Raw genomic sequence first — 20,461 nt, 5'->3', positions numbered from 1 at the left:
GTCTAATGATCACTTTTATATTCTTTTTGCCGTTTTTATTGGGGTTTGTCGTGGTGGGTGTATACGGTGAGCGTAAGATTGCGGCGTTCGTACAAAATCGTCTTGGACCTATGGAAGTCGGGCCGAAGGGCCTGTTTCAGACGGTGGCGGATCTGTTAAAAATGCTGCAAAAGGAGGATATTCGACCAAAGGCAGCTGACAAGGCATTATTCCTCTTAGCACCCATCCTGATATTTGGTTCCATTTTCGGAGGGTTTGCTGCGCTGCCCCTGACTACAGAGGCGTTTACCCCAGCTTTTTCGGTAGGGGTGTTTTATTTGCTGGCCATTGTCTCAATAGACGTCCTCGGGATTCTGATGGCTGGCTGGGGCTCTAATAACAAGTATTCCCTGTATGGCGCCATGCGCTCCGCAGCGCAGATTGTTTCTTATGAGATCCCACTGGGACTTTCGGTGCTGGCCGTGGTGATGTACGCACAGACCATGGACCTGCAGGTGATCACCCAGCAGCAAGGCATTCTGGGTGAGGCTCCACGTTATTTCTTGGGCATAGCATCTTTGGAGGTGACCGGTATTGGTGGCTTTCTTAGTTGGAATGTATTCACCATGCCCTTCATGTGGGTGGTGTTTTTGATTTTTTTCATATCGGGCCTGGCTGAGTCCAATAGGGTTCCTTTTGACCTGCCCGAGGCAGAGTCTGAGCTCATCGGTGGTTATCATACTGAGTATAGTGGCTTTCGCTGGGGGATATTTATGCTGTCAGAGTATGCCATGATGCTATTGGTATCTTTCCTGGCCGCTATTCTTTTTTTTGGTGGCTGGAACACACCTTTGCCTAATGTGGGTGTCCTTAAGCTGGCCGACTGGACCACTGGCCCTGTATGGGGTGCATTTTGGTTGGTGAGCAAAGGGACTTTCTTCATTTTTCTACAAATAATGGTTCGCTGGACTTATCCCAGGCTAAGGGTGGATCAGCTGATGTCGTTATCGTGGAAATATTTAACTCCTGCAGCCATTCTGCTGTTGTTTGTGGTTGGTATTTGGAAACTGTGGATGTTATGAGTGGATACTTTAAAAATATAAAAGAGGCATTTAGCACCATGAGTGAGGGATTAAAACTCACTTTTGGCTATTTGGCGGATGCCAGAAAATCAAGAACACCTATTGGGGTGTCCGATGAAAAGTATTTTGATGCGGACAAAGGGATCGTGACACTGGAGTATCCCTACGAGTCATTGCCTGTGCCCGACAATGCCCGCTATCGGCTGCACAATGAGATCGATGACTGTATCGTATGTGATAAGTGTGCGAAGGTATGTCCGGTAGATTGTATTGAGATCGAGCCCATATTGGCTCCTGAGACTTTTGGGATGACCTCAGACGGTACACCCAAGCGGATACACGCCGCAAAGTTTGACATAGACATGTCCAAATGCTGCTTTTGTGGCTTATGTACCACCGTATGTCCTACGGAGTGTCTCACCATGACTAAGGTGTATGATTTCAGTGAGTTTGATGTGAATGATCATGTTTACTCTTTTGCTGAGATGAGCCTGACTGAGATCGCTCAGAAGCGAAAGGAGCTCGCGGAATTTGAGGAGAAAAAGGCGGCTGCTAAGGCCTCAGCCACAGCGCAACCTGAAAGTGGGGCGGTAAAAGCGAAGGCTGTGATGCGTCCTAAACCCATGGCGCCTAAAGTGGCGGGAGCAAAGCCGGTCATGAAGCCTAAGCCCACCCCTGACGCTGGACAGTCCACCAGGTCTGATGAGGCCGAAATGCCTCGTCCGGTTATGAAAAAACCTGTCATGAAGCCGATATTGAAACCTAAAGCTACCGGTGGTGAAGGTGGCAAGTCGGATGACAAGCCAAAGTTTAAGCCCAGGCCGATGATTCCTAAGAAACCAAAAGATAGCGATGGGGATAAGTGAAGTGTTGACGGTTTTTTTTGGGCTGATGATTGTGTTGCCCGTCCTGTATCTCCTGTTTACTAACAACATCATCAGGGCGGCATTCGCTTTTGTGATTTCACTTTTGGGGTTGGCAGCTGTTTATGTGCTGCTCCATGCGGAACTGATGGCTGTGGTTCAGATCATGATCTATGCGGGTGGGGTTATTGTATTGCTGATTTTTGGAATCATGCTTACCAAGCGGGTAAGTGAGGCCGGCGTTTTCACCCAACACCGAGGTGTGGTGCTGGGCGGGGCGGTTTCCACGGTTTTCTTTTTGTTGTTGGTCAAATGGATACTAGCCGCAGGGCTGAAATGGCCGAATGTGGAAGTTTCAGGACAGGACCAGGTAAGGAAAATTGGAATTCTCTTTCTCACGGATCATTTAATCGCTTTTGAGGTGATCGCATTTTTGCTGTTGGTAGCTTTGGTAGGGGCGGCATTTTTGGCCAAAAAATCGGGAAACGCATGACTCAGATTCCTCTAACTTATTATTTGATTCTATCGGCTTTCTTGCTGTGCAGTGGCTTACTCATTGTATTGATTAAAAAGAATGCCGTTTTCGTGTTGATAGGAATAGAGCTGATGCTGAATGCTGCCAATCTGAATCTCGTTGCTTTCTCAAAGTTTGATCCGGAACTGAACGGGCAGGTTTTTGCCATCTTCTCGGTGGTGATCGCTGCGGCTGAGGCAGCCATTGCATTGGCCATCCTGCTCAATATTTACAAGACCTATGACACGTCTGATTTGGATGACCTAAATACGCTGAAGCACTAATGACAACCCCAGCCATTTATATAACACTTGTCCTTATGTTTCCACTGCTGGGTGGAGTGATCACTTATTTGTCAGGATCCAAAAATGCAAGCAGGCTGTCGCTGATGGGCATGTTGCCTGGAGCCGTGATCGCTGGTTTTTTGATTTATCAGAGTCATGATGCCAGCCTTGTGGTTCGGTGGGAGTGGCTTCCCGGGTATGAATTTGGATGGTGCATAGACAGAATAAGTGCAGTATTGATTGGGTTGGTTTATCTGGTTTCTCTGCTGGTGCATCTTTTCTCCGCCCATTACCTGAGCCATGACCGTGCCATTCACCGGTATTTTGGCAAGCTGGGCTTTTTCACTGCTTCGATGATCGGACTGCTCGCTGCGGATCATTTTCTTCTCGTTTTTATCTTTTGGGAGCTGGTTGGTTTTTCGTCTTACCTGCTGATTGGGTTTTGGTATGAGGACGTGGAGAAAGCCGTAGCTGCCAGAAAAGCTTTCATGGTCAACAGGGTGGCTGATGCGGGTCTGCTGATAGGGGTAATTTTGATGGTAACTGAGCTCAATCAGCCATTTTTATCTTCTTTGGTCGGAGGGGAATCATCCCTGCTGGTACATCTGGCTGGGTTTGGCCTCATGATCGGAGCGCTCGGCAAATCAGCTCAGTTTCCGTTTTCTGGGTGGTTGCCGAAAGCCATGGCCGGCCCAACGCCTGTATCGGCGCTAATCCATGCTGCCACTATGGTGGCAGCCGGTGTTTACCTGTTGATCCGCGTGGCGCCGTTTTTGTCCCCACCGGTACTGAATACCACTGCCGCAATTGGTGCCGTCACCGCATTTATGGCGGCGGTTTCCGCACTCACCCAGCACGACATTAAGAAGGTATTGGCTTACTCCACCATCTCACAGCTTGGCTACATGGTGATGGGCATTGGGGCAGGTGCTTATCAGGCGTCGCTTTTTCACCTTTGGACCCATGCCTTTTTCAAGGCAGGGTTGTTTCTGGCGGCAGGCGCTGTGATTCATTATCTCCACACCCTAAAGCATACAGATTCCACTTTTGATGCCCAGGACATGCGAACGATGGGCGGGTTGAAAAAAGTATTGCCTTTTACTCACGTTGCTTTTATCATTTGCGGACTGGCCCTCTCCGGCCTACCCCTGTTTTCGGGCTTTCTTTCGAAAGAAGGTATCCTGTCAGGTGTCTGGCTCTGGGCCATAGATCATTCAGCCAACGGATACTGGTGGGCCTATCTGGTATCTGATCTGGCCTTCGTTACCGCGCTGCTTACTCCCATCTATATTGGGCGTCAAATCCTTTTGGTTTTTCATGGAACCCCTCGTACCGCACTTGAAAAACTCCCACATATGGAGCCACTGGGACTTGTGAAGGTTCCTTTGATGGTCTTGTCAGTAGGGGCACTATGGCTGGTCAATGCACTCAATCCATTGGATGCAGGTGGCTGGTGGCTGAGTTCTTTTTTGTTTGGGGACTCTGCCGGTCCTGGACACGGAAGCATTCAGGTTTGGACCATGATGTTATCAATAGCGCTGGCGGTTGGCGGACTGGCCATTAGCTATATTTTTTACAGACCCGGATCCATGCGCAGCTTGGGCTATCAGATGGCTATGGTGCCAGCCAAGTGGTACCGACGCTTGACCTTTGAGGGATGGTATTTGGAAAGTATTTACGACGGTTTGTCTGGAAATTATATAAAGGTGGCAAAAGCAGCCCGTATTTTTGATCGAAAGGTGATTGACTGGTTAGTCAATGCAGCCGGAGTGTCCACCGTGGTTTTCAGCAAAGCTTTGGCGGTGATAGATCGTGAAGTTGTGGATGGACTGGTTAATTTCGTGGCCTGGCTATTCAGAGGTGTGGGGGGTGTGTTTACCAAAATACAATCGGGCAAAGTTCAGAATCAGCTTATCTGGATGGTGCTCCTGCTGTTGGTGCTTGTGCTGTGGTCTCAATTTTAGTTAAGTGGAAAATATGATGAACTACCTGCTTAGTTGGATGATTTTTTTGCCGTTGGTAGCGGCGTTTGTGGTGGGCGTCATGCCGGCTTCCTCCCGTCAGGCCATTCGGCTGATTGCACTGGGTGCCACATTGCTCCAGTTTGTTTTGGGCCTGCTCCTGTTTTTTGGATTTGATGGCTCCCTTCAGCCAAAGGCTTGGTCAGAGGCCTTTCAGTATGTGGAGATCGCACCTTGGTTTTCCCTTCAGTTGGGCAATTATGGATCACTTCAGGTGGATTATTCCGTGGGCGTGGATGGTATCAGTATGCCCCTGATCGTTATGAGTACTATTTTGCTCGTGATCGGTGTGGTTTCCTCCTGGAAGCTGACTACCAAAGTGAAGGGGTATTTTATGCTCTACCTGATTTTGAGTGGGAGTCTGATCGGATGTTTCGCTTCTCTGGATTTTTTCCTTTTTTATGTCTTTTTTGAATTCATGCTGCTGCCCATGTTTTTCCTTATCGGAATCTGGGGCGGACCAAGGAGGTCCTATGCGTCCATCAAGTTTTTCTTATACACCCTTCTGGGTTCCTTGTTTATTCTCATTGTAATGATCGGTCTGTACCTGTCTGTGGGGACTATAGATGGAGCCGGAGCACAGACGAATACTTTTAGTCTGATTCAGATGATGGATGGTATCTACCTGAGCAATACACTGCTCTCACCGGAAAGTGGATATATGCTTTGGGGAATGCCCCTGCGGTCTGTAGCTTTTATCCTGTTGCTGGTTGGGTTTATGATCAAACTACCCGCGGTGCCTTTTCATACGTGGTTACCCGATGCTCACGTAGAGGCTCCAACAGCCATTTCAGTGCTGTTGGCAGGAGTACTGTTAAAGGTAGGCGGGTATGGGCTTTTCCGGATTTGCTATGCGATATTTCCTGATGCAGCCATTTCTATGGCTTACCCGGTGGCTATGGTAGGCCTCATTTCTATTATTTATGGAGGCCTGGTGGCGATGGCGCAAAATGATATTAAGAAATTGATTGCCTATTCATCCGTGTCTCACATGGGATTTGTTCTGCTTGGTCTGGCTGCCATCACCAGCGAAGGGGTTTCTGGCTCATTGTTTCAGATGGTGTCCCATGGCTTTATTTCCGGTGCCCTGTTCCTGATTGTGGGGGTGATTTATGACCGTACCCACGACAGGCAAATAGAAAACCTGAGTGGTCTGGCAGGTAAAATGCCTCAGTATACCTTTTTTGTAGTCTTGTTCTTTTTTGCTTCCCTGGGATTGCCCGGTCTCTCCGGATTTGTAGGGGAGGTTTTGGTGCTTATGGGCGCCATTGGCACAGAATCACTCACAGGCATATTTCCGAGGTGGATAGGTATGGTGGCAGTGCTGGGAATCATTATTTCTGCGGGATACTATCTGTGGACGCTTCAGCGAATGTTTTTTGGTAAATTCTGGACCAGAGAGCGTGAATGGGAGTCGCTGATGCGGGACCTCACCATACGGGAGTGGTTGATGCTGGCCCCATTGGCGGTGCTGGTCGTACTGTTTGGGGTGTTTCCGTCACTCATTCTTGACCCCATCGACAACTCCATTCAGTTTTTTGTAGCGCGTGTGCTGGATCAAGGGCACTATTTTCTAAATAGATAGTTTATGCTCACTAATCAGCTCAACAATATTTTAGACAGTCTCGGAGGCCTGAGTTTTGAGATTTCGCTGGCTGTGGGAGCCCTTATCCTGTTGGTGGCTGGCCTCATATGGAAGCAAGGTTTGGTGAGCCAGGTTATCTACGTGATGGTGCTTTTGGGAGCCATGTGGTTGGTTCGGGTAGATGCTGTTTCTGGTTTTTTGTTCGGTGATACCCTCGCAACTGATTCAATGGGACAAATCATGAAACTCTTGTTTGGCATCACCTCTCTTTGGGTTGTGTTTTTTCCTACCACTGGAACACACAGGTCTGAGTATTATTTCCTGATGCTCTCCCTGGTATTAGGAAGTACCCTGATGCTCTCCGTAAATCATCTCCTTGTGATTTATCTGGCTGTAGAGCTTACATCGTTTTCAGCCTACATGCTCACTAATTTCAACTTCAGGAAAAGAGCTTTTGAGGCCGGAATGAAATACCTCATTTTTGGAGGGGTCTCTTCCGCCCTGGCCCTCTACGGGATGTCGCTTGTTTATGGCTATACGGGAACACTCTCACTTTCCGAAATGGACCTTCATTTGACAGGAGACCCTGTACTACTCAATGTAGGAATTTTACTTTTCATTGGCGGTATACTCTTCAAAGTGAGTGCTGTGCCATTTCACATTTGGGTACCGTCAGCCTATCAGGAGGCACCAACAGATGCGGTAATGGTGCTTTCTGTAGTGCCAAAGCTGGGCGGCTTTGTGCTGCTTCATCGGATCTTCATGACGGTGGAGATTCAGGAACTTTACTGGCTGTATGTCACCATTTCTGTGATCGGTATTTCCACGATAGTCCTGGGTACACTGGGCGCCTTGGGTCAGACCAATGTGAAGCGTTTGATTGCCTATGGAGCCATTGCGCATTCAGGGTTCCTTTTGGTTACTTTGCTCATTCCTTTTGAAAATGGCGCGGTGGCCTTTGCCTGGTACGCGGTGGTGTACGCCCTGATGAATGTGGCGGTATTCTATCTGGTTTCAGTTTTCGAATTTCATGGCAAAACAGAAATCAGTCATTTCTCAGGACTTTCTAAAGCCGAGGCTTATATGGGTGGCCTCATAGTGATAGTGATGATCGCTTTGATTGGTCTTCCTCCCACCGCAGGTTTCACTGCTAAATTTTACCTGTTTACGGTCATGTGGGACTGGTATCAGCAGGTGGGTGACCCCTTGATGCTTACTTATTTGATTGTAGCTATTTTAAGTGTGATTTTCTCCTTGTTTTTCTACCTGAAGATTCCTTATTTCTATTTTCTTAAGCAGGAAAATTCTGAGCTTCAGGTCAGAATCTCTGTCAGTCAGCGGATAATTGCAACTATTTTCACCTTCGGTTTGTTGTGGTTTTTCTTTAGGCCGGAAATATTGAATAACATTGCAGAAATTATTAAATTCCTTGATTGGTAACTAACCATGAGCGACCCTATCAAACACGAATGTGGAGTAGCTGTACTTCGCCTCAGAAAGCCCCTCCAGTATTACATTGATAAATACGGATCTCCGGCGTTCGCAGCAAAAAAGATGTACCTGCTCATGCAAAAGCAACACAATCGGGGGCAAGATGGTGTGGGAGTAGCCAACATCAAACTGGATATGCCGCCCGGCACCAGATACATCAGCAGATACCGCACCACCAATCAGCAGCCGATCGAGGACATATTCGGCAAAATCAGCAGAAAATACAATAAAGCAAAGAAAGAAGGAGGCGACCGTTTTTACGACGCTCAGTGGATGAAGGACAACTATGCCTTCACTGGTGAGGTTTGGTTGGGGCACTTGAGGTATGGTACCCATGGTAAAAATGGCATCGAAAGCTGCCATCCGTTTTTAAGACAAAATAACTGGAGAAGCCGAAACCTGGTGATGGCCGGCAACTTCAATATGACCAACGTGGATGAGCTTTTTGATAAGCTGGTCTCACTGGGGCAGCATCCCAAGGAGATGGTGGATACCGTCACGGTAATGGAGAAGATTGGCCACTTTCTGGATGAAGCCAACCAGGCAGTTTTCAATAAATACAGAGGAACCAAAAGCAATATTGAAATCACCGACATCATTGAGCAGGAACTCGACTTGCAACGGATTCTTGAAAAGTCCTGCCGCGACTTTGATGGGGGGTATACCATGACTGGTATGCTGGGATATGGTGCCGCCTTTGTGGCACGTGACCCCAACGGCATACGGCCGGCCTATTACTACGCCGATGATGACGTGGTGGTGGTGGCTTCTGAGAAGCCAGCCATTAAAACCACCTTTGAATGTAATTACACTGAGATCAAGGAAATCCCACCGGGACATGCACTGATCATAGAGAAAGATGGCAGCTACAGAGAGGTGAAGTTCATCGAGCCACGGGTGAAGAAGTCCTGTTCGTTTGAGCGGATTTACTTTTCCAGAGGGACCGATCCGGACATCTACAATGAACGCAGGAAATTGGGGGAGTTGCTGATCCCCAGTGTGCTGAAATCCGTCAATTTTGACCTGAAAAATGCCGTTTTCTCCTACATTCCCAATACGGCAGAGACTTCATTTTTAGGCCTGCTGAGAGGGATTGATAATTACCTCATCGCCCAGCGCAAAGACATTATTCTGGATCAGAAACCCAGTGCCGATTCACTGGAGGAGTTGCTCTCCTTTCGCCCACGGGTAGAAAAGCTCGTGCTGAAGGATGCTAAACTTCGGACCTTCATTACGGATGATGCTCATAGGGATGACCTGGTGGCCCATGTGTATGATACTACCTATGAGGTGATCAATAAGCGAAAAGACACATTGGTGGTGATCGATGATTCCATCGTGAGAGGAACCACATTAGAGAAAAGTATACTGACCCTGCTGGACAGACTGGAGCCCAAGAAAGTGGTGATCGTCTCCTCGGCTCCTCAAATACGGTTTCCTGACTGCTACGGGATAGATATGAGCAGGATGAAGGATTTTGTGGCCTTCAGGGCGGTGCTAGCACTGCTCAAGAAACATGACAAGGAGTATCTGTTGGATGAGGTTTTCGAAAAATGCCTGGCCAGCACCGGAGATAAAAACCAGCCCAACTATGTGAAAGAATTGTACGCACCTTTCACTTATGATGAAGTTTCGGCGATGATTACCAATATCGTTCGCCCTAAAGGCATGAAGGCTGAACTGGAGGTAGTCTATCAGACAGTAGAAAACCTTCACAAAGCGTGTCCTAACCATATTGGTGATTGGTATTTCACCGGCGATTACCCTACGCCTGGAGGAAACAGAGTGGTGAACAAGGCTTTTATGAATTTCATGAAAGGTTCTGAGGTACGTGCGTATTGATGAATAATCGCGGAATGGCTGAAACGCCAGTTGTTCATTTGCGAAAAACGAAAATGAAAGCGTAAAATTTTGAAAAATTGAATTTTTCAATACAAGTTATCGTTATTTTGATCCGGAAGTTTTGAAGTCTCAATTTTGTGACTCACCTTTGCCTCATCAATTAGCGTATAATTGATTTATAAAGAAGCGTGGAGAGACGGGCTCTGTGAAGCGCTAGCAACCTGAAAGCAATGTTTAAGGTGCTAATTCCTGTTTCTGGCAAGTGTCAGGATAATATGAATTGATTAACCATGAAATTAAAAACAACTTTCTTCTTTCAATCAATTGACCTCACGAGACATTCGATGAGTTGTTGTTGCTGTTGTTGTAAGTGATCCCTATCCCTTACCGAAACGCAGTACCTTTTTTATCCAACAACTTTATAGCAATGCCTTTTCATATCAATTGTAAGCCCTTATTCTCTTTAGTGTCATGTTGTTGCCACGCATGCATGTGTTGCGTATGCTGCATTTGTACATGACATCCCGGGAAGCACTAGAAATTAAGTAAAAAAATATTTTCATTGTGTCACTAAAAGCCCCGGGAGACTTCACTCAGGGGCTTTTTTTATAGAACAAAACAAAAACATGATCACAAAAGACATCAGCAAAGAGGCCAAAGCCGACATCAAAGAGCTCAAGGATAAAATCCAGGACTTTAATCTTGGTAGAATTCCCGAGGAGCGTTTCAAGTCTTTTCGACTGGCCAGAGGAGTATACGGGCAGCGTCAGCAGGGAGTGCAGATGTTTCGACTGAAGCTGCCGTTTGGCAAAATCACCCCGGATCAGTTGGAGACGGTGGCTGATCTTTCAGAAAAATATACCAACGGCAATCTTCACCTGACAACCAGGCAGAACATCCAACTGCATTTTGTGCGGTTGCAGGATACTCCCGAAATGTGGGAGGCACTCGAGTCTGTCGGGGTGACCACCAAGGAGGCTTGTGGAAATACTGTTCGGAATGTCACGGCTTCTCCTTTCGCCGGTATTGATCCTGAGGAGCCGTTTGACGTGTCACCCTATGCTCAGGGTGTGTTTGAGTATTTCCTGAGAAATCCCATTTGTCAGGAAATGGGTAGAAAGGTGAAAATTGCTTTTTCTTCCTCTAAGTCAGACGCGGCATTTACTTATATCCATGATTTTGGATTTATCCCTAAAGTCAAAAATGGCGCTTATGGATTTGAAGTGATCGTGGGCGGTGGACTTGGCGCTCAGTCATTTATGGGTCAGCTGGCCTATGATTTTCTTCCTCAGGATGAGCTGATTCCTTTTATAGAAGCAGGTCTGCGGGTATTTGACCGGTACGGTGAGCGGGAGCGCAGACACAAAGCCAGGTTGAAGTATCTGATAGAGCCCAATAAGGGGATTGGGCTTGAAGGATTTATGAAACTGATAGAAGAGGAGCGTAAGTCTCTGAAGCATCAGACCTACAAAATCAATACAAAAAAGGTGATCACCAAAGTGCCGGAGGACCAGTCCATATTGGGCGTGAGTGATTTTGAGCCTGACACCGCTTATAAAGAGTGGTTTCTAACCAACGTCTTTGAGCAGAAGCAGGAAGGATTCTACGCTGTGAAAGTGAGAATTCCCCTTGGAGACATCAAATCACCAAAGGCTAGAAAGCTGGCCGATATCGCCAGAACTTATGCGGCTGAGGACATTCGATTCACACTGAACCAGGGATTGCTGCTGAAATATGTACGCCTCGAGAATATTCCGGCTGTTTATCAGGCGCTTCAGGAGTTGGATTATGCCGCTCCAGGGTTTGATACCCTGGCCGATGTGACGGCCTGCCCCGGTACAGATACCTGTAACCTGGGGGTGACCAATAGTACCGCATTGGCGCTGGTATTGGAGGATTTGATACGCGATGAGTTTCCCCATTTGGTGGACGAAAGTCTGATTAAAATAAAAATTAGCGGATGCATGAACTCTTGTGGTCAGCACATGGTGGCCAATATTGGATTTCATGGCAGCAGTATCAAAAATGGAGACAAGGTATCACCGGCTATGCAGGTGGTTATTGGTGGCGGACTTGATCCGGACGGAAAAGGCAATATTGCCGAGAAGGTTATCAAAATACCTACCAAACGAATTCCAGATACGGTAAGAACTTTGCTCAATGACTATGAGGAGAACGCTACAGAGGAGGAGTATTTCAACGCCTACTTCAGGAGAAGGGGAAAGCGATATTTTTATGATATTCTGAAACACATTGCCGATGTGAAAACACTTCGTGATGAAGATTATCAGGACTGGGGCAAGGTGGATGATTTTGTGCCGGAAATAGGCGTGGGAGAGTGTGCAGGAGTGATGATGGATCTGGTTGGCACTATTCTCAATGATGCCGGAGACCGTTTAGCAAGTGGTAAAAGCACCCTGGCAGAGGGTAAGTGGGCTGATGCCATCTACTATAGCTACAATACGTTTGTCATTGGTGCCAAGGCTATTTTGCTCAGCAAGGATGTACAGTGTAATACCCACATTGGGATCATTGAAGATTTCCAGAAATACTGCGTGGAGACTGGGGAGTTTGAGGGAATAGAATCATTCTCTGACCTTGTACTCCAGATTAATAAGTATGAGCCTGACGAAGCTTTTGCTACGGCATACCTGGGTCAGGCTATCGATTTCTTTGCTCAGGTGAGTAATTTCCGAAGCAAAGAAGCAAAAGATAAGTTGGTAGTAAATGAATTTTATAAAGCTTAAGCGATGACGAAAACACCAAAACTTACGCTAGTGGGCGCTGGCCCCGGAGATCCTGAACTGATCACTGTGAAAGGTGTGAAGGCCCTGCAGAAAGCCGATGTGGTTTTGTATGATGCACTGGTGGATCCTGAGCTTTTGAGCTATGCACCAAATGCGGTTCACATACCTGTGGGCAAAAGAGCCGGCAAGTCCAGTGTTTCGCAGGATACGATCAATCATCTGATTGTGCAATATGCCAAGGAGATGGGCCATGTGGTACGTCTTAAGGGTGGAGATCCGTTTGTTTTTGCACGAGGAAGCGAAGAGAAGGAGATTGCCGAGCGGCACGGAATAGAGGTGGATGTGGTGCTGGGGATCAGTAGTGTGATGCTTCCGGGCTATTTTGGAATACCCCTTACCTGCCGGGGTGTCAACCAAAGCTTCACAGTGGTAACTGCTACCACCAGTGAGGGGACACTCAGCGAAGATGTGCTCCGAGCAGCTGAGCACTCACCCACTACTTTGTTTTTTATGGGGTTGGGTAAAATCGACCTGATTGCCAGGGCTTATGTGGAGTTGGGGAGAGGGGACTTACCTGCAGCCATTATTAGCAAGGGCTCGCATGCTGATGGAGATGTGATCAAAGGAAAGGCCAAAAACATAGCGGCCATAGCAGCCAAGGCCAAACCTGAGGCACCGGCACTTTTGGTTTTCGGTGAGGGGGCAGCCCATGCCAGCAACCAGCAGCAGGTGAATACATGGTGGGAGGCGGCAAAATCTGAGGTAGCATGAGCGAAGTAGGTCATTCTGATGGAAACGTGTTATTTCCGGTTTTTCTAAAGCTCCATCAAATACAGACCGTGGTGGTAGGTGGCGGAAATGTGGGCCTGGAAAAAGTAGAAGCACTGCTGAAGAATGATCCCAATGCTAAAATAAGAATCATTGCTCCCCAGGTCCTTCCGGCGTTGCAGACGCTCGCTGAAGGATCGGAGTACATAGAAATATTAAATCGCAAAGTAAGGGGTGGCGACCTGAAAGGTGCTGACCTTTTGATACTCGCTACTGATGATTATTCGCTTCATGAGAAATTGAAGAAAAAGGCCAAAAAGCTGAGGTTGCTGACAAATGTTGCCGACACCCCTGACCTTTGCGACTTTTATCTGGGGTCTACCGTGAAAAAAGGAGACCTGAAGATAGGGATCAGTACAAACGGAAAGTCTCCCACTTTCGCCAAGCGATTCAGAGAGGTTTTGGAGGATATTCTACCAGACAGTACACCAGAGTTACTGAATCAACTGAAATCCATACGGGATGATTTAAAAGGCGATTTTAATGAGAAGGTAGAGCGCCTCAATGAAATCACTTCAGTGCTTACAAAGAAAAGAAAATAGAAAATATGGAATCCGATTCGAGGCTTTTAGAGCTCAATGACCGCTATGGTAATCTCACTTATCTGGATCGACTGAAAATGCTTTTTGATGAGTTTGATTCAGGAGAAATACTCGTGACTACCTCATTTGGAAGTACCTCTATCGCGCTCATTCATATGATCAACAAAGTGGCGTCCCGCCACCCGATTCACCTGATCAATACAGGATATCTTTTTAAAGAAACACTTCAGTATCGCGATCAGCTTATCAATGAGTTTGATTTGAATGTGCTGGATGTTCAGCCCAATGAACGCTCCCATGAGTTTACCCGCAACCATAAGGTTTGGGAGGGCAATCCTGATTTTTGCTGTTTCATCAATAAGGTGGATCCACTGAATGCATTGAAGAAGGGCAAGAAAATCTGGGTGTCGGGTCTGCTGGGTTTTCAAAATGAAAATCGTGCCGGAAAGAAAATTTTTGAAGAATCACAGGGTTTGCTGAAGTTTCATCCCATCATTGACATGAGCCAGGAGGACCTGAATCTCTATCGGACCATTTATGAGCTACCTGCACATCCCCTCCTGTATAAAGGATTTGGGTCTATTGGCTGTGTGCAGTGTACCAAAAAAGGAGTGGGAAGAACGGGGCGATGGGAAGGTAAAGAAAAAACCGAGTGCGGTCTACACTTATGAATGTTTGAATCCTCTATATAGCGTTTGCTAAACCAAAAAAAGCCCGGAATTTCCGGGCTTTTTACATCTTGAGAAGTTCTAAAAACGATTATTCCTCTACTGTTTCGGTTACTACCTCTACAGAATCAGATACTTCCATTGCAACAGAGTCTGCTACTTCTGCAACTTCTTCCACAACAGCTACAGGTTCTGATACTTCTACACTGTCTGCTGCTGCACTTTCAGCTTGAGAAGATCCGGTTCCGCCACAGGCGAAGAAAGCAAGAGAAATGAGTACTAGGTAAATTTTGTTTTTCATGATAAAAAGGTTGATTTGTTGGTTTAGTGCTCACAATTTACGGCGAATATTAAAATATTGCTAATTTTATTGAAAATTGTTATATCGAGTATTTTCCGAACGGGTGATAAATTATTTTTTTACGTAACGGAATAGCTATAATAACAACCCTTGTGCTGCCGTATGTGAGAAACTACTTCTGAAGTCTGGACTTAAAGAGATCAGTAGACCCTTCGGAGAAGATTTTTTTTCGTCCTGGTCTGTTTTCGTTCCCACTATCAGTTTCTAGCGGATCAATATCAGGAGAAGAGAACTCACTGGAGTGTTCTTGTATTGATGCCTTCTGGTTTGAATGAATTTGCTTGTTTTGGCAGGCCAGAAGCGGAAGGAATAGCATTGCTGTTAGGGTAATTTTCATGCGGTTGGTTGAAGTGTTTTCCACCGCGAAATTATGAAAGGGGGGTTGCTGAATAGTAGTTATTCGGTAGCTGGCAAGATATGCACTGTGGTTTGGGCCCATTGCTCGGTGGGCATGTCATCAACAAAGGAGAGGGCACAAAAAAACCACTCTGATAAAATCAGGGTGGTTTTTGGTTACCTACGTCAGTAGGCCTATACTGCGAAGCTTTCGCCACACCCGCAGGTGCGGGACGCATTCGGGTTGATGAATTGAAATCCTTTGCCGTTCAGGCCATCAGAAAAGTCAAGCGTGGTGCCCAATAAATAGAGCATGCTTTTTTTGTCAACAATGACCTTTACACCCTTGTCCTCAAACACTTCGTCACTTTCCGAAAGCGTATTGTCAAAAAGTAAGTCATACATCAAACCAGAGCATCCGCCACCCTTTACGGCCACACGCACGTTGTGTGCTGGAGAGTGTCCTTCTTCTATTCTCAGCTCTGCGAGCCTCTCTTTTGCTTTATCGGTTACATTAATCATAATCAAGCTATTGGGTTGAGTACTACACTAAACACTGTGATGTTATTCATATCCCGGCCATAGTACAGTTTGTCCATGGCATCATAGATATTCTTTGCTCTGAAATAGGAGGTCTGAAGTTCGTTCATCCCCTTTGTGGTCCACTGTATGGTATAGGAGCTTTCTTTCTCCTTATGTGTTTTCACATAATCCAACATCTTATTCAAGGCATCTGTCTTGTCAAAACCTGTTATGGTTTTGAACAGAAAAGACTGGTTATGCCTTGGGTTGATGGTGATCAGATCCAGTTTTACCTTACCTTCACTGCTGGCAAATTCAAACACCAGGTCACTGCTTTTCAGACCTAGAAAATTTTTGATTTCATTTTGAATGCGAGCAGCCTCTACGTGGACGTCTGTCCTAAATTCCATATTATGTTGACTTTACATAAAAATACAACAACTCAAGGAACCTTTCAAATACACGAAAAGTTTCCTCATTTTTGCGAAATTAATACATAATCGACACATCATGGTTAGAATAGAGCACATTGGTATCGCAGTAAAGGATTTGAATAAAGCCAATGCGCTTTTTGAGAAACTTTTCGGATCACCTTCTTATAAAGAGGAAGTGGTAGATTCCGAACACGTGACCACATCTTTCTTTAAGGTGGGGCCCAATAAGGTGGAATTGCTGCAGGCGGGGGCTCCGGAGAGTGCCATTGCCAAATACCTTGATAAGAAAGGAGAGGGCATTCATCACATCGCATTTGAGGTGGATGACATTCTGGTGGAAATGGAGCGACTGGAATCGGAAGGGTTTGAGTTGATTAACAAAACGCCCAAAAAAGGTGCAGACAATAAGTTGGTGTGTTTTTTACATCCCAAAAGTACCAATGGTGTGCTGGTAGAGCTGTGTCAGGAAATAAAAACTCTTTAAAGAAAATCAAAAAAGAATGAGCGAGGAAAAAAGAACAGAAATAGGGGAGTTGGGGGAATTTGGCCTGATCGATAAGCTTTCGGAAGGGGTGAAGATTTATCACGATACCACTGTGAAAGGAATCGGGGATGATGCGGCTGTTTACGATGCGGGAGATCATTTGGTGCTCCTGACCTCAGATATGCTTCTGGAAGGCGTTCATTTTGATTTGAGTTACATACCCTTACAGCATTTGGGTTATAAGGCAGTGTCTGTGAATGTCTCAGACATAGCCGCTATGAATGGCACACCCAGACAAATGACGGTCAGCCTGGGTCTGAGCAACCGGTTCTCTGTGGAGGCAGTAGAGGTGCTGTATGAAGGGATCAGAGCGGCCTGTGAGGCGTTTAATGTGGACCTGGTGGGTGGAGATACTACCACTTCCCGTTCAGGGCTGGTGATTTCAGTGACAGCCATGGGCACGGTGGAGAAAGATAAGGTGGCTTATCGTTCCGGAGCCAAAGAGAGTGAAATTCTGTGTGTGACCGGTGATCTGGGTGGAGCGTACGTTGGGCTTCAGGTGCTGGAACGTGAAAAGCAGGAATTTTTGGCCAACCCAAATATGCAGCCTAAACTGGATGGCTATCCGTTTGTGGTGGGCAAACAGTTGAGGCCTACCGCGCGTATGGATGTGATTCATGAGTTCAGGGCCCTGGGCATTGTTCCCACATCCATGATAGACGTATCGGACGGACTGGCATCGGAGGTATTCCATTTGTGCAAGGCGTCAGGCCTGGGAGCGGCTCTTTATGAGGATAAAATCCCAATAGACAAAGAGGCTTATGAGACTGCAGCTGAATTTGGGCTGGACCCCAATACCTGTGCACTCAACGGAGGTGAGGATTATGAACTGCTGTTTACCATCACTCAGGCAGACTTTGAAAAAATAAAGAATCACGCAGAGATTCATACCATAGGCTACATGCAGGCTGCTGATAAGGGAAAGGCACTGGTTACCAGGTCTGGCAATACCATACCCCTTACAGCTCAGGGGTGGAAGCACTTTTAATTTTCATCCAGCCAGTTCATGGCCATGTCGTAGCTTCCGAATGTGACAAAATCCACGTTGAGGATGGTTTGATTGAATATCTCGTAGGCAGGCTGCTTGGCGCTTGTGTCCGGTGAGACCACATGGGCATAAGATTTGAGGTTGGTTTTGAGCAGGGCATTGATCCAGTCAGTTCTGAGCCAATCCATGAAATCCGGCCATGGACCTGACCCGAGGCGGTTATCATCGATTACTTTGGTATATCCAGTAGCTTCCAGCAGCCGCACGATGCTCATAGCTGCCTCTTTGGCAGGAGCGATCTCCATAAGATTACCGATCCATGTGCATTTAATGATTCCACTTTCATGAATGGGAACGCAGGAAAAAAAAGACTGACCACTTGCGTCTTTAAGTGTGATGGATTTGCTCAAGGTCGTTGGTTTAGGATGGGCGATGCCTAAATTTAACCCGATAAAGCCCTAAAAAAAAGGACTGAAGCGAAAACGGAGTTAAAAGAGGGGACGGATTATTTCCCATACATCAGGTTCTCTCTGGTAATGATGTCCAGTTGCATGTAGTGTGTGGGAGGGACTTCAGTTTTAAGTATCAGGTGCTTGTAAAAGGCCTGTACAGCCAGGTTGCCCTGTACTTTTGGATTTTGGTAAATGATAAAATCAATTAATCCTTTGTTGAGGTAAACGATGTTTTCGCGAACCAGATCATAGCCTATGATTCTGCTCAAATGCCTTGGGATAACGTTTTCAGCACTTTTTGCGATTTGGTGCACCCGGGAGTTTGGCACAAAAAAATGGATGGGTTCCTGATTGCCGAGGAGGGATTCTATCCCCGGAGGTAGTCCGACAAAGTCTTTTTCAAGGGTTATTTCGTGAATCAGCTCTGCTCCAAAATTTTCCTGCTGGTAATATTTCTTAAAGCCCTCTATGCGCTCATCCAGTGTTTTATTCAGGCTGTCAAAATCAGTATATTTGACCACAATTGCTTTTTGGCCTTTGGCATATCCCAGATTAAGGAGCTTGGCTGCCAAAAAACCACTTTGCCTGGAGTCCTGTCCAATGAATGCCAGTGGTTTGATGTTATCCAGATTCGAATCCACAAAAATGAATGGAATGTCAGCCCGGTGGAGCGACTCACAAATCATCGTGGCCTCCCCCTGAAGGAGGGGCGCAAGTATCACACCATCCGGTGCGCTGTTGAGTGCGATGTGCGACTGGGTAAGAAATGAATTCTTGTCCTGCCGGTCAAAGGTGTAAAAGCTCAGTTGCATCCCTAAAGAGGCATATTCCTCTGCGGCCTCCTGGATGCCTTCACTTTGGTTTTTCCAGTATTCATTGTCTTTGGGCAAAATCACTGCCAGATTATATATTTTATTTAGCTTCAGGTTTCTGGCAAATACGTTGGTAGAATAGTTTCCTTCTTTGGCTATTTTCAGCACGAGCTCACGGGTGGCTTCGGCCACCTCCCCCCTGTTGTGTAATACACGGTCCACCGTGCCAGCCGAAACTCCGGCCTTTTTCGCTATTTCCTTGATGGTGATTCTTGCCATGGAATATTTTTATGAAAATGGGTAATATTTTTTTGATATCCGATGCAATATATTACATTTGTACGAATCGTTATCGTACACGATCACATTATCCTCCTTAAATGGGGGTTATTTTTTACCAAAGACCGTGTACGAACACGAAGGATTCTTAAAAGTAAAAAGACATGAAAAAAGTAGTAACATTTGGCGAGATCATGCTTCGTCTTGCCCCAGAGGGTTTTTTGCGTTTCTCACAAGCCAACTCATTTGATGTAGTCTATGGTGGAGGGGAATCTAACGTCGCAGTATCACTGGCCAATTTTGGTGTTCCTGTTGATTTTGTAACCAGGCTTCCCAAGAATGACATTGGCGAGTGTGCCATGATGGAAATGCGCAAGCGTGGGGTGAATGTGGACAAGATTGTGTGGGGTGGAGAACGTTTGGGTATCTACTTTTTGGAGACTGGTGCGGTATCTCGTGGCAGCAAGGTGGTTTATGACAGAGCGCATTCTTCCATGTCCACCATCCAGCCAGGAATGGTTGATTGGAAAAAAGTATTTGAAGGTGTAGAGTGGTTTCATTGGACGGGTATCACTCCGGCTATTTCTCAAAGTTCTGCTGATGCATGTCTGGAGGCACTGAAGGTAGCTAGTGAAATGGGTGTTACCATTTCTACAGACTTAAACTACCGGGCAAAGTTGTGGCAGTACTGTGATGGAGCGAAACGTGAAGAAATCATGACAGAACTGACTTCTTACTGCGATGTGATTTTGGGTAATGAGGAAGACGCTGAAATGCATTTCCATATCAAGCCAGAAGGCGTGAGCGTGCAAACTGAAGGGCACAATGTGAAAGCGGAGGCTTTCCTTTCAGTATGTCAGCAAATGATGAAGAAATTCCCAAAAGCCAAGAAAGTGATTACGACGCTTCGTGGTTCCATCTCAGCTTCTCACAACACCTGGGCTGGTGTGCTTTATGATGGCACCAAAATGTTGGAAACACGTCAGTACCAAATCACGGATATTGTAGATAGAGTAGGTGGCGGAGATTCATTCATGGGAGGACTGATCTACGGATTGTTGAAATACCCTGAAGATGATCAAAATGCGCTGGATTTTGCGGTAGCGGCTTCTTGCCTGAAGCACACAATCAAAGGTGATGCTAACCTGGTAACGGTTTCTGAAGTCGAGAAATTGATGGGTGGAGACGCTTCTGGTAGAGTAGCACGCTAATAAGAAACTGGGTCGGTCCTTGAAGTATAATATATTGGTTGTATAAAAAGAGCCTGGGCCGGCCCAAATTTTTGAT

The 20,461-nt window shown here is 46.3% G+C and carries 20 protein-coding genes and 1 riboswitch; of the genes, 15 read left to right on the top strand and 5 right to left on the bottom strand.

Features of this window, described 5'->3' with window-relative positions:
- The first annotated feature begins 5 nt into the window (after window positions 1–5).
- The 12 genes from RIH33_RS08995 to RIH33_RS08940 all read left to right on the top strand — a co-directional run bounded on the left by RIH33_RS08995 (window position 6) and on the right by RIH33_RS08940 (window position 14,449).
- Entirely contained in the window at window positions 6–1,061 is a 1,056-nt protein-coding gene (locus RIH33_RS08995) for an NADH-quinone oxidoreductase subunit H (RefSeq protein ID WP_406650617.1), read from the top strand.
- The gene (locus tag RIH33_RS08990) at window positions 1,058–1,927 is read left to right on the top strand and encodes a 4Fe-4S binding protein (protein WP_406650616.1); all 870 of its coding nucleotides are present in this window, start codon (window positions 1,058–1,060) and stop codon (window positions 1,925–1,927) included. Before RIH33_RS08995 ends, RIH33_RS08990 begins: the two co-directional genes overlap by 4 nt.
- Window positions 1,914–2,417 carry an NADH-quinone oxidoreductase subunit J gene (locus RIH33_RS08985; RefSeq protein ID WP_406650614.1) on the top strand — a complete coding sequence of 168 codons (504 nt, stop codon included), beginning with the start codon at window positions 1,914–1,916 and terminating at the stop codon, window positions 2,415–2,417. The genes RIH33_RS08990 and RIH33_RS08985 overlap by 14 nt, the downstream gene beginning before the upstream one ends.
- Entirely contained in the window at window positions 2,414–2,722 is a 309-nt protein-coding gene (gene nuoK / locus RIH33_RS08980; protein WP_406650612.1) for an NADH-quinone oxidoreductase subunit NuoK, read from the top strand. Before RIH33_RS08985 ends, nuoK begins: the two co-directional genes overlap by 4 nt.
- Window positions 2,722–4,686, top strand: coding sequence for an NADH-quinone oxidoreductase subunit L (locus RIH33_RS08975; protein ID WP_406650611.1), 1,965 nt, complete (start codon window positions 2,722–2,724; stop codon window positions 4,684–4,686). Before nuoK ends, RIH33_RS08975 begins: the two co-directional genes overlap by 1 nt.
- Before the next feature lie 13 nt (window positions 4,687–4,699).
- The gene (locus RIH33_RS08970) at window positions 4,700–6,328 is read left to right on the top strand and encodes a NuoM family protein (protein WP_406650609.1); all 1,629 of its coding nucleotides are present in this window, start codon (window positions 4,700–4,702) and stop codon (window positions 6,326–6,328) included.
- 3 nt (window positions 6,329–6,331) lie between these two features.
- Window positions 6,332–7,768: an NADH-quinone oxidoreductase subunit N gene (locus tag RIH33_RS08965; protein WP_406650608.1), complete on the top strand. Its 1,437-nt coding sequence runs from the start codon at window positions 6,332–6,334 to the stop codon at window positions 7,766–7,768.
- A 6-nt stretch (window positions 7,769–7,774) separates the two neighbouring features.
- Window positions 7,775–9,661 carry an amidophosphoribosyltransferase gene (locus RIH33_RS08960; RefSeq protein WP_406650606.1) on the top strand — a complete coding sequence of 629 codons (1,887 nt, stop codon included), beginning with the start codon at window positions 7,775–7,777 and terminating at the stop codon, window positions 9,659–9,661.
- A 173-nt stretch (window positions 9,662–9,834) separates the two neighbouring features.
- Window positions 9,835–9,943, top strand: a riboswitch (SAM riboswitch).
- Window positions 9,944–10,287: 344 nt separating this feature from the next.
- Window positions 10,288–12,408: a nitrite reductase gene (locus RIH33_RS08955; protein WP_406650604.1), complete on the top strand. Its 2,121-nt coding sequence runs from the start codon at window positions 10,288–10,290 to the stop codon at window positions 12,406–12,408.
- 3 nt (window positions 12,409–12,411) lie between these two features.
- Window positions 12,412–13,179: a uroporphyrinogen-III C-methyltransferase gene (gene cobA, locus RIH33_RS08950; RefSeq protein WP_406650602.1), complete on the top strand. Its 768-nt coding sequence runs from the start codon at window positions 12,412–12,414 to the stop codon at window positions 13,177–13,179.
- Complete coding sequence (locus RIH33_RS08945) at window positions 13,176–13,778, top strand: bifunctional precorrin-2 dehydrogenase/sirohydrochlorin ferrochelatase (RefSeq protein WP_406650600.1); 603 nt, start codon at window positions 13,176–13,178, stop codon at window positions 13,776–13,778. The genes cobA and RIH33_RS08945 overlap by 4 nt, the downstream gene beginning before the upstream one ends.
- Window positions 13,779–13,783: 5 nt before the next feature.
- Entirely contained in the window at window positions 13,784–14,449 is a 666-nt protein-coding gene (locus RIH33_RS08940; RefSeq protein WP_406650598.1) for a phosphoadenylyl-sulfate reductase, read from the top strand.
- Window positions 14,450–14,537: 88 nt separating this feature from the next.
- Here the strand turns inward: RIH33_RS08940 and RIH33_RS08935 are convergent, their stop codons facing one another.
- The 3 genes from RIH33_RS08935 to RIH33_RS08925 form a co-directional block, all read right to left on the bottom strand.
- Window positions 14,538–14,747, bottom strand: a complete 210-nt coding sequence (locus tag RIH33_RS08935; RefSeq protein ID WP_406650597.1) for a hypothetical protein — start codon at window positions 14,745–14,747, stop codon at window positions 14,538–14,540.
- A 591-nt stretch (window positions 14,748–15,338) separates the two neighbouring features.
- Entirely contained in the window at window positions 15,339–15,665 is a 327-nt protein-coding gene (locus RIH33_RS08930) for a HesB/IscA family protein (RefSeq protein WP_406650595.1), read from the bottom strand.
- Window positions 15,666–15,667: 2 nt separating this feature from the next.
- Window positions 15,668–16,075, bottom strand: coding sequence for a hypothetical protein (locus RIH33_RS08925; RefSeq protein ID WP_159582152.1), 408 nt, complete (start codon window positions 16,073–16,075; stop codon window positions 15,668–15,670).
- Window positions 16,076–16,175: 100 nt separating this feature from the next.
- On the opposite strand from RIH33_RS08925, the gene mce reads away from it, so the two are divergent.
- Together mce and thiL are read left to right on the top strand one after the other, a co-directional pair.
- On the top strand, window positions 16,176–16,583 hold the full coding sequence (mce, locus tag RIH33_RS08920; RefSeq protein WP_406650593.1) for a methylmalonyl-CoA epimerase: 408 nt from the start codon (window positions 16,176–16,178) through the stop codon (window positions 16,581–16,583).
- 16 nt (window positions 16,584–16,599) lie between these two features.
- Complete coding sequence (gene thiL / locus RIH33_RS08915) at window positions 16,600–17,631, top strand: thiamine-phosphate kinase (protein WP_406650591.1); 1,032 nt, start codon at window positions 16,600–16,602, stop codon at window positions 17,629–17,631.
- Here the strand turns inward: thiL and RIH33_RS08910 are convergent.
- Entirely contained in the window at window positions 17,628–18,041 is a 414-nt protein-coding gene (locus RIH33_RS08910; protein ID WP_406650589.1) for a hypothetical protein, read from the bottom strand. The genes thiL and RIH33_RS08910 overlap by 4 nt on opposite strands.
- A gap of 95 nt (window positions 18,042–18,136) precedes the next feature.
- Window positions 18,137–19,174 (bottom strand): LacI family DNA-binding transcriptional regulator, encoded by a 1,038-nt coding sequence (locus tag RIH33_RS08905; protein ID WP_406650587.1) that lies wholly within the window; start codon window positions 19,172–19,174, stop codon window positions 18,137–18,139.
- 164 nt (window positions 19,175–19,338) lie between these two features.
- Between RIH33_RS08905 and RIH33_RS08900 the strand changes: the two genes are divergently transcribed.
- Complete coding sequence (locus RIH33_RS08900; RefSeq protein WP_406650585.1) at window positions 19,339–20,385, top strand: PfkB family carbohydrate kinase; 1,047 nt, start codon at window positions 19,339–19,341, stop codon at window positions 20,383–20,385.
- Window positions 20,386–20,461: the final 76 nt, after the last annotated feature.

It is taken from the genome of Marinoscillum sp. (genome assembly GCF_040222955.1).
Classification (GTDB): Bacteria; Bacteroidota; Bacteroidia; order Cytophagales; family Cyclobacteriaceae; genus Marinoscillum.
The sequence above is the reverse complement of the archived record's forward strand: the minus strand, read 5'-3'. Positions and strand labels throughout refer to the sequence as shown.

Bases quoted from the DNA above. Each gene is read 5' to 3' on its own strand.
- RIH33_RS08995 (WP_406650617.1), top strand. From the start codon at position 6: ATGATCACTTTTATATTCTTTTTGCCGTTTTTATTGGGGTTTGTCGTG.
- RIH33_RS08990 (WP_406650616.1), top strand. From the start codon at position 1,058: ATGAGTGGATACTTTAAAAATATAAAAGAGGCATTTAGCACCATGAGT.
- RIH33_RS08985 (WP_406650614.1), top strand. From the start codon at position 1,914: ATGGGGATAAGTGAAGTGTTGACGGTTTTTTTTGGGCTGATGATTGTG.
- nuoK (WP_406650612.1), top strand. From the start codon at position 2,414: ATGACTCAGATTCCTCTAACTTATTATTTGATTCTATCGGCTTTCTTG.
- RIH33_RS08975 (WP_406650611.1), top strand. From the start codon at position 2,722: ATGACAACCCCAGCCATTTATATAACACTTGTCCTTATGTTTCCACTG.
- RIH33_RS08970 (WP_406650609.1), top strand. From the start codon at position 4,700: ATGATGAACTACCTGCTTAGTTGGATGATTTTTTTGCCGTTGGTAGCG.
- RIH33_RS08965 (WP_406650608.1), top strand. From the start codon at position 6,332: ATGCTCACTAATCAGCTCAACAATATTTTAGACAGTCTCGGAGGCCTG.
- RIH33_RS08960 (WP_406650606.1), top strand. From the start codon at position 7,775: ATGAGCGACCCTATCAAACACGAATGTGGAGTAGCTGTACTTCGCCTC.
- RIH33_RS08955 (WP_406650604.1), top strand. From the start codon at position 10,288: ATGATCACAAAAGACATCAGCAAAGAGGCCAAAGCCGACATCAAAGAG.
- cobA (WP_406650602.1), top strand. From the start codon at position 12,412: ATGACGAAAACACCAAAACTTACGCTAGTGGGCGCTGGCCCCGGAGAT.
- RIH33_RS08945 (WP_406650600.1), top strand. From the start codon at position 13,176: ATGAGCGAAGTAGGTCATTCTGATGGAAACGTGTTATTTCCGGTTTTT.
- RIH33_RS08940 (WP_406650598.1), top strand. From the start codon at position 13,784: ATGGAATCCGATTCGAGGCTTTTAGAGCTCAATGACCGCTATGGTAAT.
- RIH33_RS08935 (WP_406650597.1), bottom strand. From the start codon at position 14,747: ATGAAAAACAAAATTTACCTAGTACTCATTTCTCTTGCTTTCTTCGCC.
- RIH33_RS08930 (WP_406650595.1), bottom strand. From the start codon at position 15,665: ATGATTAATGTAACCGATAAAGCAAAAGAGAGGCTCGCAGAGCTGAGA.
- RIH33_RS08925 (WP_159582152.1), bottom strand. From the start codon at position 16,075: ATGGAATTTAGGACAGACGTCCACGTAGAGGCTGCTCGCATTCAAAAT.
- mce (WP_406650593.1), top strand. From the start codon at position 16,176: ATGGTTAGAATAGAGCACATTGGTATCGCAGTAAAGGATTTGAATAAA.
- thiL (WP_406650591.1), top strand. From the start codon at position 16,600: ATGAGCGAGGAAAAAAGAACAGAAATAGGGGAGTTGGGGGAATTTGGC.
- RIH33_RS08905 (WP_406650587.1), bottom strand. From the start codon at position 19,174: ATGGCAAGAATCACCATCAAGGAAATAGCGAAAAAGGCCGGAGTTTCG.
- RIH33_RS08900 (WP_406650585.1), top strand. From the start codon at position 19,339: ATGAAAAAAGTAGTAACATTTGGCGAGATCATGCTTCGTCTTGCCCCA.